Source organism: Nocardia sp. NPDC004711 (assembly GCF_053601595.1).
In genome coordinates, this window is record NZ_JBSGCB010000007.1 from 193,098 (window position 1) to 208,847 (window position 15,750).

Below are 15,750 nucleotides of genomic sequence, written 5' to 3' on the forward strand. Positions count from 1 at the left end.
GATTGGGCGGTACGCCGAGTGGGACCTGGGCACGGGATCGATGCTTTGCGGGCTCCGTCAGCGTGCGTTTCTCAAGGGCGGCGGCCATCGGCTACTGACCAAGGAGTTCATCAATGCTGAACCCTGACAACACTTTCACCGCCACGGTGCTCGGATTGCCGCGCATCGGGCCCAACCGCGAGCTCAAGCGCGCGGTCGAGTCGTACTGGGCGGGGCGGATCGACGCCGCCACGCTGCACGACGTCGCGGCGGGGCTGCGCGCCGCACAGCTGCTGCGGATCCGCGACACCGGCCTGGATTCGGTTCCGGTGGGGACCTTCTCGTACTACGACCATGTGCTCGACACCGCGGTGCTGCTGGGTGCACTGCCCGACCGGGTGGGCGGCATCGAGGACGAGCTGGACCGGTATTTCGCCGCCGCGCGCGGCACCGCCGAGGTCGCGCCCTTGGAGATGACCAAGTGGTTCGACACCAACTACCACTACCTGGTGCCGGAGCTCTCGGCCGTGACGGAGTTCTCGCTGCATCCGGCCAAGCCGCTGGCCGAGCTGAAAGAGGCGCTGGCACTGGGCGTTCCGGCCCGTCCGGTGATCCTGGGACCGGTCACGTTCCTGAAGCTGGCCAAGTCGGTGGACGGCAGCGACCTGCTGGACCGGCTGCCGGATCTGCTGCCGCTGTACGAGCGGCTGCTGGGCCTGCTGGCGAAGGCGGGCGCGCGCTGGGTGCAGCTCGATGAACCGGTGCTGGTCACCGATCTGAGCGAGACCGAACTGGCGCTGGTGCACACCGTCTATCGCAGGCTGGCCGAGGTGTCCGCGCGGCCCGCGCTGCTGGTGGCCTCGTACTTCGGCCGTCTGGGTGAGGCACTGCCGGTGCTGGCGGCGACCGGCATCGAAGGTATCGCCGTCGATCTGGTCGCGGGCGGCGACGCGGATGTGGTTGCGGCGCAGTCGCTTCGGGACACACTCATCGTGGCCGGCATCGTCGACGGCTACAACGTGTGGCGCGTCGATCCCGATCGCGCGCTGCCCCGGCTGGCCGCCCTGCGCGAGGGCGGTGCCCGGGTCGCCGTATCGAGCTCCTGCTCGCTGCTGCATGTTCCCTACAGTCTGGACGCCGAGACCGCGCTGGAGCCGCGGCTGCGCTCATGGCTGGCCTTCGGCGCGGAGAAGATCGCGGAGATCCGGATGCTCGCGAGCGCCGTGCATGAGGGGCAGGACGCGGTCGGCGAGCAGCTGGAGATCGCGCGAACGGCCGTGCGGGACAGGCGATCCGACCCCCGGCTGCACAACCCGACCGTGCGGGCCCGTCTGGCCGGGACGACCGACGCCCGGCGCGCCCCGGCTGACGAGCGCCGGACGCTCCAGCAGCAGCGACTGCACCTGCCGGTGCTCCCGACCACGACGATCGGCTCGTTCCCGCAGACCGGCCGGATCCGGGTAGCGCGCGCGGAGCTCTCCCGCGGGGAGATCGATCAGGCCGAGTACGACGCGCGGATGCGAGCGGAGATCGCCGAAGTCGTTGCGCTGCAGGAAGAAATCGGCCTGGACGTGCTGGTGCACGGCGAGCCCGAACGCAATGACATGGTGCAGTACTTCGCCGAGCAGCTCGACGGATTCGCCGCCACCGCGAACGGCTGGGTCCAGTCCTACGGCACCCGATGCGTCCGGCCCCCGATCCTGTTCGGCGACGTGGTGCGCCCCGCGGCCATGACTGTCGGCTGGAGCACCTACGCGCAATCGCTGACCGCCAAGCCGGTCAAGGGCATGCTCACCGGGCCGGTCACCATCCTGGCATGGTCCTACATCCGCGACGATCAGCCGCTCGCGGACACCGCACGCCAGATAGCGCTGGCGATCCGGGACGAGACCGTGGATCTCGAGGCCGCGGGTATCGGCATCATCCAGGTGGACGAGCCCGCGCTGCGGGAACTGCTCCCGCTGCGCCGCGCCGACCAGCCCGCCTACCTCGACTGGGCGGTGGACGCGTTCCGGCTTGCGACCTCCGGCGTCGCGGACGCCACGCAGATCCACACGCACCTGTGCTACTCGGAGTTCGGCGAGATCATCGGCGCCATCGCGGAATTGGATGCCGACGTCACCTCGATCGAGGCCGCCCGCTCCCATATGGAGGTGCTCGACGACCTCACGGCCGCAGGCTTCGGCCTGGGCGTGGGGCCGGGCGTGTACGACATCCACTCGCCGCGCGTGCCGAGCCCGGGCGAGATCGAGCAGTCGCTGAGCCTGGCACTGAAAGCCGTTCCGGCCGAAAGGCTCTGGGTCAACCCCGACTGCGGCCTGAAGACGCGTCACACCGATGAGGTGACCGCCTCGCTGCGCAACCTGGTCACGGCGGCACAGGCGCTGCGCTGACCGCGCGCCGGGGCGCTCCACACCGCGGGCGCCCCGGCGTGACGTCGTTCTCCCATCGGCGCGGCATCGGCCGCGCCACAATCTCTTCCACGAGGTCATCATGGATTCCCCACTCGAACGGAACCGTTCGATCGCTGAGCGCTCGACCCGGATCTCACCGATAGTCACCGGAGTACCGTCGGTCGTGCGGAGCCTGCGCACGCACTCCGGCCCCCGGGTGCCCTTCTCGGTGGAATTCAATCCACCCCGCGACGCCGCCGGGGAGGCGCGGCTGTGGCGCACGGTACGCGAATTCGAGCGCATGCACCCGGCCTTCGTCTCCATGACCTACGGGGCAGGCGGTTCCACGAAGGACCGCACCGCGCGCATCACCGGGCAGCTGGCGCAGCAGACCACGCTGCTGCCGGTCGCGCACCTGACCGCGGTCGGTCACAGCGTCGCCGAACTGCGCGCGCTCGTCGGCGCGTACGCCGACTGCGGTATCCGGAATATTCTCGTGCTGCGTGGCGACCCGCCGGGCGACCCGCTCGGTGACTGGCGCAAGCATCCCGACGGCGTCGAGTACGCCGAGGAGCTGGTACGGATCGTGCGGGATCTCGGCGACTTCCATGTCGGGGTGGCCTCGTTCCCGCAGGGCCATCACCGCTCCCCCGACCTGGACATCGATACCGCGTTCCTGGCCGCGAAACTCCGTGCCGGAGCGGATTATTCGATCACACAGATGTTCTTCGACCCCGAGCACTATCTACGCCTGCGCGACCGGGTGCTGCAGGTCGATCCGGTCGAGGGGGCCAAGCCGATCATTCCCGAGCTGATGCCCATCACCTCGCTGCGCACGGTGCGGCGGGCGGTCGAGCTGTCCGGGCGCGAGCTGCCCACGACGGTGCTGGAGCGCCTGCGGAAGGCGGCGGGCGACGGTCCGGAGGAGAATCGTGCCGCCGCACGCGCGGCCGGTATCGAGATCGCCACGGAGATGGCGCAGCGCCTGATCGACGAAGGCGCGCCCTGCCTGCATTTCATCACCCACAACTTCGCCAAGGCGACCACCGAGGTGCTGACCAACTTGGGCTATGAGGTGACCGCCGCGCCCCTGAGCGCCTGACCGCTACGCCACGGTCGGCACGGGCATCTGGGCGATCTGGGTGGCGGGTGCTCCCCGGCGTCGAGAACGCCTCGTGCACCACCGACAGCGGGCAGCTGCCGCCCACCCGGGAGAAGTGGAGGGCCGTGGTGGACTGCCGCTTCGAGATATTGCCGGCGCGGTCGGTGCGCACGAAGAAGAACGGCACCCGTGCCTGCCCGGGCGCAGCAGCACCGGCACGGTCAGCGGTCGCTGGTCGTGCTCGAGCTGGTTGACGTAGCTCACGGATAGCCCGAGCGCCTTGGCTCAGGCCGACTGGGTGAACCCCCCGCTATTCCCGGACCGTGCGCAATCGCGCACCCGCGTACATCTTCTACTTGGGTTCAATCTAGCAATTCCTATTTTCACAACCTTTGCAAATTCGCGGGGCTGGTTCCACAAAAATCGGCATTTGCGTGGTGTTTCGGTCGAATACAGCGCTGTGTAGCGTGCGAAATGTACCGGTGAAATCGACGCCCTGGAGGACTCCGACAGTGAAGCACCATCTCGTCCGCACCCACCGCTCCGCCGAGCACTTCCCCCGAGAGGAACACCTCGCCTGGCGGATCGCCGAGGTTGCCGCGGATGCCGTGGAGGTCGCTCCGGAGGTGGAGGCGATGATCGTCAACCGGATCATCGACAATGCGGCGGTCGCGGCGGCCTCGATCGCCCGCCGGCCGGTCGCCAATGCCCGTGCGCAGGCGCTGGCCCACCCTTACCGGCCGGGCGCCACCGTGTTCGGGGTCGAGGGCTCGTACTCCCCGGAGTGGGCGGCGTGGGCCAATGGGGTCGCGGTGCGCGAACTCGACTTCCACGACACCTTTCTGGCCGCCGAGTACTCGCACCCGGGGGACAACATCCCGCCGATCCTGGCCGTCGCGCAACACACCGGACGCACCGGCCGTGACCTGATCCGCGGTCTCGCAACGGGTTACGAGATCCAGGTGGATCTGGTGCGCGCGATCTGCCTGCACGAGCACAAGATCGACCATGTCGCCCACCTCGGACCGTCGGCGGCCGCCGGTATCGGCACACTCCTCGGCCTGGACACCGAGACCATCTACCAGGCCGTCGGTCAGGCCCTGCACACCACCACCGCGACCCGTCAGTCCCGCAAGGGTGAGATCTCGAGCTGGAAGGCCTACGCACCGGCCTTCGCCGGGAAGATGGCCGTGGAGGCCGTGGATCGCGCCATGCGCGGCGAAGGCGCGCCCGCGCCGATCTGGGAGGGCGAGGACGGTGTGATCGCGTGGCTGCTGGGCGGCCCGAACGTGGAATACTCGGTGCCGCTGCCGGGTCCGGGTGAGCCCAAGCGCGGGATTCTCGACACCTACACCAAGGAACACTCGGCCGAATACCAGAGCCAGGCCCCGATCGATCTGGCGCGGCGGATGCGGGAGCGGATCGGCGACCTCGACCAGATCGCGTCGATCGTGCTGCACACCAGCCACCACACCCACTACGTGATCGGCACCGGATCGAACGATCCGCAGAAGTTCGACCCCAAGGCTTCTCGCGAAACCCTGGACCACTCCGTCATGTACATCTTCGCGGTGGCGCTGCAGGACTGCACCTGGCATCACGAGCGCTCCTACGCGCCGGAGCGCGCGCAGCGTCCGGACACGATCGAGCTGTGGAACAAGATCTCCACCGCCGAGGATCCGGAGTGGACGCGGCGCTACCACTCGACAGACCCGAACGAGAAGGCGTTCGGCGCCCGCGCCGAGGTGACATTGAAGAGCGGTGAGGTGATCATCGACGAGTTGGCCGTCGCCGATGCGCATCCACTCGGCGCGTGTCCCTTCGCCCGGGATCAATACGTCGCCAAGTTCCGCACTCTCGCCGAGGGTGTCATCGCGCCCGCCGAGCAGGATCGCTTCCTCGAGGTGGCCCAGCGCGCGGGCCAGCTGTCCGCGGGCGAGCTGTCGGAGCTGACGTTCACCGTCTCGTCGGACGTGCTCGCCCGCGCGCCCCGGTCGCCGAAGGGGCTGTTCCGATGACCGGCCTGCTCGCCGCCGCCGCCTCGGCCGCAGACAAGCGCGCAGCGTTCAGAGCGGGGCTGAGCTCCGGCACGATCCAGCGGTTCCCCGGTGCGTTCAATCCGTTGGTGGCCAGGCTGATTCAGGAGATCGGCTTCGAAGGCGTCTACGTCTCCGGGGCGGTGCTCTCCGCTGATCTCGGCTTGCCCGATATCGGGCTCACCACGTTGACCGAGGTGGCCGGGCGCGGTCAGCAGATCGCCCGGGTCACCGACCTGCCCGTGCTCATCGACGCCGACACCGGATTCGGCGAACCCATGAGCGCCGCGCGCACCGTCACGGTCATGGAGGACGCCGGCATCGCCGGGCTGCACCTCGAAGACCAGGTGAACCCCAAGCGCTGCGGCCACCTCGACGGCAAGGCCGTGGTGCCCACCGCCGACATGGTGCGCCGCCTGCGTGCGGCCGTGGCCGCCCGCCGGGACCCGAACCTCGTGATCTGTGCGCGCACCGACGCCGCGGGCATCGAGGGCATGGACGCGGCCATCGACCGGGCCAAGGCCTATGCCGAGGCCGGTGCCGACCTGATCTTCACCGAGGCGCTGCACACCGAGGCCGACTTCGAGAAATTCCGGGCTGCGCTGTCGATTCCCTTGCTGGCCAACATGACCGAGTTCGGGAAGTCCGAACTGATTCCGGCCCAGACGCTCGAGTCGATCGGCTACAACGCGGTCATCTACCCGGTGACCACGCTGCGGCTGGCCATGTTCGCCGCCGAAACCGGATTGCGGGAGATCGCGGCGACCGGTACCCAGTCCGGGCTGCTGGATCGCATGCAGCACCGCAGCCGGCTCTACGAGCTGCTGCAGTACGAGCGTTACAACGAATTCGATTCCGACATCTTCAATTTCACCCTGGGAAGGAACCAGTGATGATAGAGACCGCGATTCCGACCATCTACAAGGGTCTCGCCGGCGTCGTCGTCGACACCACCGCGATCTCCAAGGTGGTGCCGGAAACCAACTCCCTGATCTACCGCGGCTACGCGGTCCAGGATCTGGCCGCGCACTGCAGCTTCGAACAGGTCGCCTACCTGCTCTGGTACGGCGAACTGCCCAACGACACCCAGTTGGCCCAGTTCCTGCAGCAGGAGCGTGCCTCGCGGCGCGCGGATCGCTCGCTGCTGTCGCTGGTGGCCAAGCTGCCCGACAGCTGCCACCCCATGGACGTGGTGCGCACCGCTATCAGCTATCTCGGCGCCGAAGACCCCGCCGAGGACGACAACTCGGCGAAAGCCAACCGCGCCAAAGCACTTCGCATGATGGCGGTGTTGCCGACCATCGTGGCCGCCGATCACCGCCGCCGCCAGGGCCTGGATCCCATTGCGCCGCACTCACATCTGGGTTTCGCCGAGAACTTCCTGAACATGTGCTTCGGCACAGTCCCCGCACCTGAACTGGTGAAGGCCTTCGAAGTCTCGCTGATCCTGTACGCGGAGCACAGCTTCAACGCCTCCACCTTCGCCGCCCGCGTGGTCACCTCGACACTCTCGGATATCTACAGCGCAGTCACCGCCGCCATCGGCGCACTCAAGGGCCGGCTCCACGGCGGGGCGAACGAGGCGGTCATGCACGACATGCTCGAGATCGGCGATCCGGCGCTGGCCGAGGAGTGGATGCGCAACAAGCTGTTCAAGAAGGAAAAGGTCATGGGCTTCGGCCACCGGGTCTACAAGAGCGGTGACTCCCGGGTGCCCACCATGAGAAAGGCTTTCCTCGACATCGCCGCCGCCACCGACGGCGGCACCTGGGTGCGGATGTACGACATCCTCGAACGCACGATGAACGAGGCCACCGGCATCGAGCCGAACCTCGACTTCCCCACCGGCCCCGCCTATTACCTGCTCGGCTTCGCCATCGAGTCCTTCACCCCCATCTTCGTCATGAGCCGCATCACCGGCTGGACCGCCCACATCATCGAACAGAGCGCCTCCAACGCCCTGATCCGCCCCCTGAGCCAATACGTCGGCGTCCCACAACGTTCCGTCGTCGCCTGACAGAGTCGCCGTGAGGCTTCCAGCGGGGCTGTAGCGAGGTCGTAGGGAGAGTGGACCCGGGGTTCGTAGGTTCGGGCTATGACTACTTCGACTCATGGCACCGCAGTGTCGTTCGATGGGGCCGAGCTGGCGTTCGAGGCGATCGGATCGGGGCCACCGCTGGTCGTGGTGCCGGGCGGACCCCGGGATTCGCGGTATCTCGAGGACCTCGGGGGGCTCGCCGCGAGCCGGACCCTGATTCGGTACGACGCGCGCGGCACGGGATCCACTGCGGCCCCGGATAATCCAGCCAAGTACGCCTATCCGTCGCTCGCCCGGGACGTGGACGCGCTGCGATCCCATCTCGGGGTGGAGACGATCGATGTGCTCGGCCACTCGTCGGGGGCGGTGGTCGCGGCGGTGTACGCCGGGCATCATCCGGATCGGGTGTCCCGGCTGGTGCTGGTCGTGCCGGGACCGGACTTCTTCGGCGGGGGTGGCGATATCGCGAGCCTGCTGAATGCCCGCGCAGCCGAGCCGTGGTTCGACGAGGTGCGTACCGCTGCCGGGGAATTGGCAGCAGCCGGGCCACAGGACTCGCCCGAGGCTGTGCTCGACTTACTGGACCGCTATGTCCCGGCCGCGTACGGCGGGTGGGGTGAGCGGCAGCGCGCGCATGCCGCGACACAGCGCGAACAGTTCTCGCTCGAGGCGTGGAAGCACTTCCACGGCAATGGCGATCGCACCGAGCCAGAACGCTTCCTGCCGACGTTCGGGCAGGTCACCGCACCTGTCCTGGTCGTGACAGGCGCCGCGGACGCGCTGACCGGTGTGGAGGCCGGAAACGCCGCCGCCGCGCTGTTCCCGGTCGCGACGCACGTGTCGATCGCGGGAGCGGGCCACTATCCGTGGGTCGACAACGCGCCCGAGTTCAGCTCCGTCGTCGAGACGTTCCTGGCCCGCGGCTGATAGCCGCATGCACGAAAGCGGGGTGGTCACCGATCGGTGACCACCCCGCTTTCGCATGTCCTAGTCCCGCGTGGCGAATTCGTCGACATCGAACCCACCCGGGTCCGACAGCGGGAAGACCTCGAACTCCAGGTGCGAGGACAGCGGGTTGCCGTACAGCGCGTCGGTGAGTTCCTCGTGGCTGGCCACCTCGTAGACATTCAGCCCGCCGGATTGTCCGGCAATGATCCAGCTGTGCTTGATGATGCCACGCTTCACGAGATCGACGTGGTGTGCGAATCCCTCCGGCAGCCGGTGCCGGAATTCGTCGGCGCTGATGCCGATGGGGTGCTGCTTGGTGAAGACGGCGAAGAGCGCCATGCTCGAAACTCCTTCTGATGCGGGTGTTTTCTATCGGCCCGGCGCGACAGCCGCCGCCGCGACGCCGGGAGCTGTGCCGTCGAGCGCGACGGGCGTCGAGAAGTGCGGCAGCACGTCCTCGGCGAAGAGTTGCACCGAGCGCCGCACGACGGCCTCGGGCGCGGTGCTGGGCGGCGTCTGCAGGCTGATCGTCACGTCGCCGAACGCCTCTCTGATACGAGCGATCTGATCGACGACCTGGGCCGGCGTCCCGACTATGGTCTTGTCGGCGGCGAGCTGGGCGGCGAAGGTCCCGCCCGCGACCCGGTCGACGATCTTCTCGTACCCCTCGTACTGGGTGCTGCGGGCGGTCGACCAGCCGGAGACGGCCCGGGCCAGCGCACGGTGGTTGGTGTTCGCGAACTGCTCGCCGAGGCTGCGCGCCTCGTCCGCGTCGTCGGCAAGAAACGAGCTGTAGCTCAGATGCACTTCGGCTGTGGCGGGGTCGAATCCGGCGGCTTCCCGGGCCACCCGATACCTGGCGATGATGTCCTGCACCTTCTCCCGCGGATTGATCGACGGCACCAGCAGCAGCCCGTGCCCGGCCGCACCGGCCCGCTCGGCGGACTCCGGGGTGATCGCCGTGGCCACCAGGATGCGCGGGTGCGGACTCTGAAACGGACGCGGCTGCAGCGTCACCGGCCCGAACGAGTGGAAGCCGTTGTCGATGGTCACGTCGGATCCCGTCCACAGCTCGACGATCGCTGCCACGGTGGCGTCGAACCGTGGCCGCGAATCATCCAGGGACAGTTGGAAGGCCGCGAACTCGTCCGGCAGGAATCCACGTGCGACACCGACATCGAGCCGCCCGTGGCTGATGTTGTCCAGCACCGCCAGCCGCGCTGCGAGTTTGATCGGATGATCGAACGCGGGCACCACGGCGCCGGTGATCAGCCGGATCCGCTCCGTCCGGGCGGCGACGGCGGTCAGGAAGGTGGTGGGATCCGGGCTGTAGCCCCCGTATTCGAAGAAGTAGTGCTCGACGGTCTTGACGTGGTGGTAGCCGAGCTCTTCGGCATACACCGCGATCGAGAGCGCGTGATCGTAATAGTCGACCGGCGCCTGGTCGCGCGGGCCGACGGTGGGAAAGAGGTTGATGCCGAACTTCATCGCGTCACGTCCTGGAGTGAAGAGGTGGCGGCCGGCAGCGCGAACTCGGCGGCCAGGAGTTCATAACTGCGCACCCGCGCCTGATGGTCGTGCACCGTGGTGACGACGATGATCTCCTCGACGTCGAGACTCGAGGCGAGCGAACGGATTCGGTCACCGACCCGGTCGGGCGTGCCCCAGAAGTACCGGGGCCATTCGAAGTTCTCGTTTTCGAGGATGTCGCCGTAACGGGCCAGCTCCGCCAACGCGGTGTCCGGCTCCGGAATCGGCCGGACATCGTTGCGGAACAACCGATTACGCACCGCGCGTTGGGCCGAGTACAGTCGCGCGGCCTCGGCCTCGGTATCGGCGACCACCGCCGTGATGGCGAGGATCGGCGACCGCCCGGGCGCGAGCCGGTGGTACGCCTCGATGGACTCCCGGGTCGCCCCCGGATTGATGAAATGCGCGAACGCGTAGTCGATGTCGGCCCGGCCTGCCGACACGGCGCTCCCGGGGCTGCTGCCCAGCAGCCAGATATCCGGTGCGGGCGCGTCGAGCGGGACCGCGACCGGGGCGCGGCGCGCCCCGTCGACGGCCGGGGAGCCGGCCAGATGCGCGCGCAGCTGTTCGACCTTCGCGTCGATCGACGGTCCGCGTCCGGCCTCGGGCACCGGTCGCAGTGCGAGGGTCTCGACCTCGTCGGCGCCCGTGGACCGTCCGATACCGAGGTCGATGCGGCCCGGATGCAGGGCCGTCAGCGTCCGGAACGTCTCGGCCACCTTGAACGGGCTGTAGTGCGTGAGCAGCACCCCGCCCGATCCGACCCGCAGCGTCGAGGTCGCCGAGGCGATCGCGGTCACCAGGATCTCGGGCGCCGAGATGGCGTGCGAGTACATGGCATGGTGTTCGGCGACCCAGTAGCGGGTGTAGCCGAAGCGTTCGGCGTGGCGGGCGAGGTCGAGAGAATTGGCCAGGGCCTGCGACTGGGGCGTGCCCTCGGGGACCGGAGCCTGGTCGAGGATGGACAATCTGATGGTCATAGCGCCTCCAGGGTTTCGTCGAGCAGGGCTACCGCATTGCGGTGCAAGGGAAATGGCGTATCCGAGGGCAGTCCGGTGCGCTCCGCGCGGCGCGTCACCGCCGCGGTGATGAGCGCGAATTTGAATCCGGCCAGCACCTCGTAGAAGGTCAGATTCCGCAGGGTCCGGCCGGACAGCGCGGCGTATGCCTCGACGGTTCGGTCCCGGTCGGGCAGCCCGTACAGTCGCTGTGCGCCGATCCCCCGGCTCAGGTGCCGGTCCAGGTACAGAAACCAGGCGAGATCGCTCTCGGGTTCGCCGTATCCGGTCATCTCCCAGTCGACGAGGGCGGCGACCTCGGTATCGCGGTAGATGATGTTGCCGAGCCTGGCGTCACCCCACAGCAGCACGTACGGCGACCGGTGGACCGGAATATTGCCCGCCAGCCACCGCTCGGCCCGCCGGATCACCGGATCGTCCGCGCAGCGATAGAAGTCCAGCGCATCGCTCCAATACCGCACCTGCGCAGCGGGACCCGCAGGACCCAGATCGGGCAGATCGGCGGTGTCCGCCGTGATCGAATGCAGTCGTTCGAGCGCGGTCAGGGCCGCCCACCAGACCGCCGTGCGTTCGCTGGGCACCAGATCGGCGACCCAGCCCGACCGGTGGTAGGACGGAAAGTCCGGCGGGACCCGGCCGTCGACGAACTCCATCAGGAAGAACGGCGCGCCCAGCACGGTGGCATCGGGTTCGACGGCCAGCACCTCGGGCACGGGCACATCGCTGTGGCGGCGCACCGCCCGCAGCGCATCGGCCTGCGCCACAATCGATTCGGTGGGATAGATCCGCTCTCCGGTAGCGCCGACCCGGATGATCGAACGGTGAGTGCCGCCCGCGATATCGCGCGCGGTCACCTGAATGGTCTCCGCCGAGAAACCGTTGCGCGGCAGCGAGATATCGACGCTGTCCGGATCGATGTCGTACCCGGTCGAGGTGCGGGACAGCCAGCCCAGCACCAGATCCCGGGTGCTATTGCGCGATCGCTGCAGTGGCACCGCCATGATGTGGCCTTTCGCCGGTGATGAGCGTGGATGTCGGACCGAGCGGAGCCGCGGCGATATCGACGAATCCCGCCGCGCGCAGCCAGGTTTCGGCCTCCGCGACGGTGTACTCGCTGCCGCCCGAGGACCACACCAGCATGTTCAGGCTGGCGAGCAGGGCCGGTGGGGTGGGGCTGACCGGATCGAGCACCGGGTCGTAGATGGCGATGGTGCCGCCCTCCGGCAGCGCCGCGTAGGCGGCGGCGATGAGCTGCTGCCGACGGTGGACGGGCCAGTTGTGCAGGACGTGCCCGAAAATCAGCACATCGGCGCTGGGCAGCGGATCGGTGAAGAAGTCGCCGGGCCGGAAGGCGATCCGGTCGGTCAACCCCAGTTCGGTGATGTGGGCGTCGAATTCGGGCTCGACCTCGGGCAGGTCGAAGACCTGTGCCGTGAGGTGTGGGTGGGCTCGCACCACTTCCGCGGCGATATTTCCGCGCGCGCCGCCGATATCGGCGAAGGTGGTGCGCTGCGACCAGTCCAGCCGGGACAGCGCCGCGCCGATGGGGGCGTTGAGCACATCCATCGCCTCGAAGAAGGCGCGACGATCGTCGGCGTCGGTGAACAGGGTGCCGTATGGATCACCGCCCGCCGCATCGGAATTGGCCGGCTTCCCGGATTTCAGGCTGGCGGCGAGCCCGGTCCAGGCCGGATGCAGGGTCTTGTCGAGGAAACGCAGGAATCCACCGAGATAGTGGGGACGGCCATGTACCAGATAACGGTGCGCGTCGGGGCTGTTCGCGTAGCGACCGTTATCGGTGATGAGCAGTCCGGTGGCGGCGACGGCATCGAGGAAATCGCGCGACCATTCGGGTTGAATTCCGGTGATCGCGGCGATTTCGACTGCCGGAAGCTCTTGGTCGGCCAGTGCGGTGAACAGGTCGAGCTCCACCGCGGCCAGCACCACCTGGGCGCGGCGGGCCCCGGAGACCAGGCCGAGAATATGTGCGGGCGATCCACCGGAATCGGTGTTGTCGAGGTTCTCACCGGGAGCGGGGATCAGCGGTGTGGAGACGTGACTCATCGAGTTCTCCTGAGGTTTGGCGTCGGAATCGACCGTAGAAAGCGCTGCTGCACGGCTCCTGGAGGATCTCTGGAGCGTGGATCCGGCATTCGGCCGTGCGCCCGAATTGCCGGATACGCTCCCGCCGTCGCAGTGAATCGCGTTGCAAGGGAGATGATTCGAATGATTCTCGTGGTCGGAGCCACCGGTATCGTCGGCACCGCGACGGTACGGGAATTGTCGCGGCGGGGCGCGAAGGTTCGCGCCCTGGCCAGGGATCCGGGCCGGACCGCCCCGGTGGCGGGCGTGGAATTCGTGGCCGGGGACCTCGATGTTCCTCGCACACTGGTTCCGCTACTGGAGGGCGTGGATTCGGTCTTCATCGCGACCTCCGGCCATCTGAAGGCGAGGCAGGACGCCACCGTCGTCGCGGCCGCCGCGGCGGCGGGCGTTCGGCGGGTGGTCACGGTCTCGTCGCTGGCAGTGGACGAGAATCCGGACGGCGCGCTCGGCGGCTGGCATGCCGCGGGCGAGCGAGTGGCCGTCGAGTCCGGAATTCCGTCGATCGTGTTGCGGCCGAACGGGTTCTATTCCAATACATTCGCGTGGATCCCTTCGATTCTCGGCACCGGCGTGGTCGAGGTGGCGCTGCCCGATCTGCCCGCAGCCCACCTCGATCCCCGCGATATCGGGCGGGTGGCAGCCCGGGCGCTGTCCGCGGAGACCGACCCCGCCGGCGCACCGGTGCTGCGGCTCAGCGGCCCGCGGGCGGTGAGCCCGCGTGAGCAGGTGGCCGTCCTCGCCGAGGTGCTCGGCCGGCCGATCGCCGTGCGGGAGATCTCGATCGACCAGGAGCGGGAGCGGCTGGCCCGCCGGGTGCCCGCGGCGGTCGCGGACGCGGTCACCGCGGCCCGTGCCGCCGCGGGCCCGGTCCGGAGCCTGATCTTCGATGACGTCGAAATACTCACCGGGACACCGCCGATCAGCTATGAGAAGTTCGTGCGCGACCACCGGGCGAGGTTCCTCGGCGACTCGTGAGGACCCTCGCCCGGCGCCGGTCACGGGCGGGCGGAACTGCTTTCGGTGGTCTCCAGCGCGGTATCGGACTCAGGTGCGTCGATCTCCGGCTCCGCCGGGGTCGCCGCCGCCGGTGCGGGCGGCGCGGCGGTCCGCAGCCCGAAGGTGAACACCAGCGCCACCACCGCGAAGACCGCGCCGACACCGAACGCGGCGTGATAGCCGGACAGCAGTTCAGCGTGCGACGGCGGGTGGCCGCCGCTGCCGGAACCGGTCCGGGAGGCAGCGATGGTGGCCAGCACCGCCAGCCCGATGGCTCCACCGAATTGCCTGGTGGTGTTGATGATTCCGGAGGCCACGCCGGCCTCGGCGGGCGCCACGCCGCCGGTGGCGGCAATGACCAGCGGCACCATCACCAAGCCCGCACCGAGGGTGATCAGGACCTGGGGGATCAGCACATGCAGCGCGAAGGAGCCGTGATCCGGGACGAACGCGAGCCAGATCAAGCCGAGCGCGCTCAACGCGGGCGCGCCGGTCAGCAGCGGGCGGACGCCCCCGAATCGCTTGACCAGCGGCGGACCCGAGTACGCGCCGATGGTCATCGCCACCGCGCCGGGCAGGAACGCGATGCCGGTGCGGAAGGCGTTGTAGCCCAGGATGTTCTGCATGTACAGCGACAAGAAGTAGAAGTGCGCGATCACCGCCGCGCCGATCCAGAACATGACGATATTGGCGAAGGCGACCGAACGGATCTTCAAGACGTACAACGGAATCAGCGGCGCGGCCGCGACCTTCGCCTCGTGCACGGTGAACCAGACCAGCAGCACGGCCGCACCCACAATCGGCCCCCAGGTCGAAGGTGCGGACCAGCCGTGGTTCTGGGAGTCGACCGCACCGAACACCAGCGCCACCAGCGCCGTGGTGACGAGCACCGCGCCGACCCCGTCGAGTCGCTTCCCCGCCGCGCCCCGACTCTCACCGAGCAATGGATAGGTCAGTGCCAGGGCCAGCGCACCGAGCGGGATATTGACGTAGAAGATCCACTGCCAGCTGGCGATATCGGTCAGTACGCCGCCGAGCACCGACCCCAGTGCAGCCCCGGCCCCCGAGATCGCACCCCAGGCCGCGGTGGCACGGGCCCGCGCCCTGCCCTCGGTGAAGGTGGTCGACAGGATCGCCAGGGTGGCGGGCGAGAGCAGCGCGCCGCCGAAACCCTGGACGACACGGGCGATCACCAGCCATTCCGACGACCTGGCCAGACCACCGGCCAGGCTGGCGAGGGTGAAAATGGTGAGGCCGATGAGGAACACCCGCCGGCGGCCGATCAGGTCGGCGACCCGGCCGCCGAGCAACAGGAAGCCGGCGAAGGTGATGGCGTAGCCGTTGACCACCCATTGCAGTCCGGCGTCGGAGAAGTCGAGCGAACCCTGGATGGCGGGTAGCGCGACATTGACGATCGAAAGGTCGAGGACGACGATCAACTGCCCCAGGCAGAGCAGGCTCAGCACCGCCCAATCCGGCGGACGGGAAATCCGGGACCGTGTGGTGTCGAACGACGGAGACGGTGTGGACATGGATTGGGCTCCAATTTCCTTGGATACAAAGGTGATTCGAGTCCGATGGACTCATGGGTCCAATATCTGGA

13 protein-coding genes and 1 pseudogene are annotated in these 15,750 nt (G+C 68.3%); 7 read left to right on the forward strand and 7 right to left on the reverse strand.

The features are described 5' to 3' along the window. Positions 1–113: 113 nt before the first annotated feature. Both metE and ACWEKS_RS09120 read left to right on the forward strand, forming a co-directional pair. Positions 114–2,372, forward strand: coding sequence for a 5-methyltetrahydropteroyltriglutamate--homocysteine S-methyltransferase (metE, locus tag ACWEKS_RS09115; RefSeq protein ID WP_452339574.1), 2,259 nt, complete (start codon positions 114–116; stop codon positions 2,370–2,372). 100 nt (positions 2,373–2,472) lie between these two features. After that, positions 2,473–3,474, forward strand: coding sequence for a methylenetetrahydrofolate reductase (locus ACWEKS_RS09120; protein WP_452339575.1), 1,002 nt, complete (start codon positions 2,473–2,475; stop codon positions 3,472–3,474). A gap of 21 nt (positions 3,475–3,495) precedes the next feature. On the opposite strand, the pseudogene ACWEKS_RS09125 reads toward ACWEKS_RS09120, so the two are convergent. After that, positions 3,496–3,676: pseudogene (locus ACWEKS_RS09125) on the reverse strand (short-chain fatty acyl-CoA regulator family protein); the annotation flags it as partial. 310 nt (positions 3,677–3,986) lie between these two features. Between ACWEKS_RS09125 and prpD the strand changes: the two are divergent. From prpD to ACWEKS_RS09145, 4 genes are all read left to right on the forward strand, one after another. Then, a complete protein-coding gene (gene prpD / locus ACWEKS_RS09130) occupies positions 3,987–5,492 on the forward strand; it encodes a 2-methylcitrate dehydratase PrpD (RefSeq protein ID WP_452339576.1) in 1,506 nt (501 codons plus the stop codon). Further along, positions 5,489–6,403 (forward strand): methylisocitrate lyase, encoded by a 915-nt coding sequence (gene prpB, locus ACWEKS_RS09135; protein WP_452339577.1) that lies wholly within the window; start codon positions 5,489–5,491, stop codon positions 6,401–6,403. The genes prpD and prpB overlap by 4 nt, the downstream gene beginning before the upstream one ends. Next, a complete protein-coding gene (locus ACWEKS_RS09140; RefSeq protein ID WP_452339578.1) occupies positions 6,403–7,527 on the forward strand; it encodes a bifunctional 2-methylcitrate synthase/citrate synthase in 1,125 nt (374 codons plus the stop codon). The genes prpB and ACWEKS_RS09140 overlap by 1 nt, the downstream gene beginning before the upstream one ends. Positions 7,528–7,605: 78 nt before the next feature. After that, positions 7,606–8,475 carry an alpha/beta fold hydrolase gene (locus ACWEKS_RS09145; RefSeq protein ID WP_452339579.1) on the forward strand — a complete coding sequence of 290 codons (870 nt, stop codon included), beginning with the start codon at positions 7,606–7,608 and terminating at the stop codon, positions 8,473–8,475. A 60-nt stretch (positions 8,476–8,535) separates the two neighbouring features. Here the strand turns inward: ACWEKS_RS09145 and ACWEKS_RS09150 are convergent, their stop codons facing one another. From ACWEKS_RS09150 to ACWEKS_RS09170, 5 genes are read right to left on the reverse strand one after another with little or no spacing between them, the layout of a single operon-like run. Continuing rightward, a complete protein-coding gene (locus ACWEKS_RS09150; protein ID WP_354838102.1) occupies positions 8,536–8,835 on the reverse strand; it encodes a muconolactone Delta-isomerase family protein in 300 nt (99 codons plus the stop codon). Between the two features lie 30 nt (positions 8,836–8,865). Further along, positions 8,866–9,984 carry an LLM class flavin-dependent oxidoreductase gene (locus ACWEKS_RS09155; protein ID WP_452339580.1) on the reverse strand — a complete coding sequence of 373 codons (1,119 nt, stop codon included), beginning with the start codon at positions 9,982–9,984 and terminating at the stop codon, positions 8,866–8,868. Beyond that, positions 9,981–11,006: an MsnO8 family LLM class oxidoreductase gene (locus tag ACWEKS_RS09160; protein ID WP_452339581.1), complete on the reverse strand. Its 1,026-nt coding sequence runs from the start codon at positions 11,004–11,006 to the stop codon at positions 9,981–9,983. Before ACWEKS_RS09160 ends, ACWEKS_RS09155 begins: the two co-directional genes overlap by 4 nt. Further along, positions 11,003–12,046, reverse strand: coding sequence for a phosphotransferase family protein (locus ACWEKS_RS09165; RefSeq protein WP_452339582.1), 1,044 nt, complete (start codon positions 12,044–12,046; stop codon positions 11,003–11,005). Before ACWEKS_RS09165 ends, ACWEKS_RS09160 begins: the two co-directional genes overlap by 4 nt. Further along, positions 12,015–13,109 (reverse strand): methyltransferase, encoded by a 1,095-nt coding sequence (locus ACWEKS_RS09170; RefSeq protein WP_452339583.1) that lies wholly within the window; start codon positions 13,107–13,109, stop codon positions 12,015–12,017. Before ACWEKS_RS09170 ends, ACWEKS_RS09165 begins: the two co-directional genes overlap by 32 nt. 162 nt (positions 13,110–13,271) lie before the next feature. On the opposite strand from ACWEKS_RS09170, the gene ACWEKS_RS09175 reads away from it, so the two are divergent. Continuing rightward, positions 13,272–14,126 carry an NmrA family NAD(P)-binding protein gene (locus ACWEKS_RS09175; protein WP_452339584.1) on the forward strand — a complete coding sequence of 285 codons (855 nt, stop codon included), beginning with the start codon at positions 13,272–13,274 and terminating at the stop codon, positions 14,124–14,126. 20 nt (positions 14,127–14,146) lie between these two features. Here the strand turns inward: ACWEKS_RS09175 and ACWEKS_RS09180 are convergent, their stop codons facing one another. Continuing rightward, positions 14,147–15,679, reverse strand: coding sequence for an MFS transporter (locus ACWEKS_RS09180; protein WP_452339585.1), 1,533 nt, complete (start codon positions 15,677–15,679; stop codon positions 14,147–14,149). Positions 15,680–15,750 lie beyond the last annotated feature (71 nt).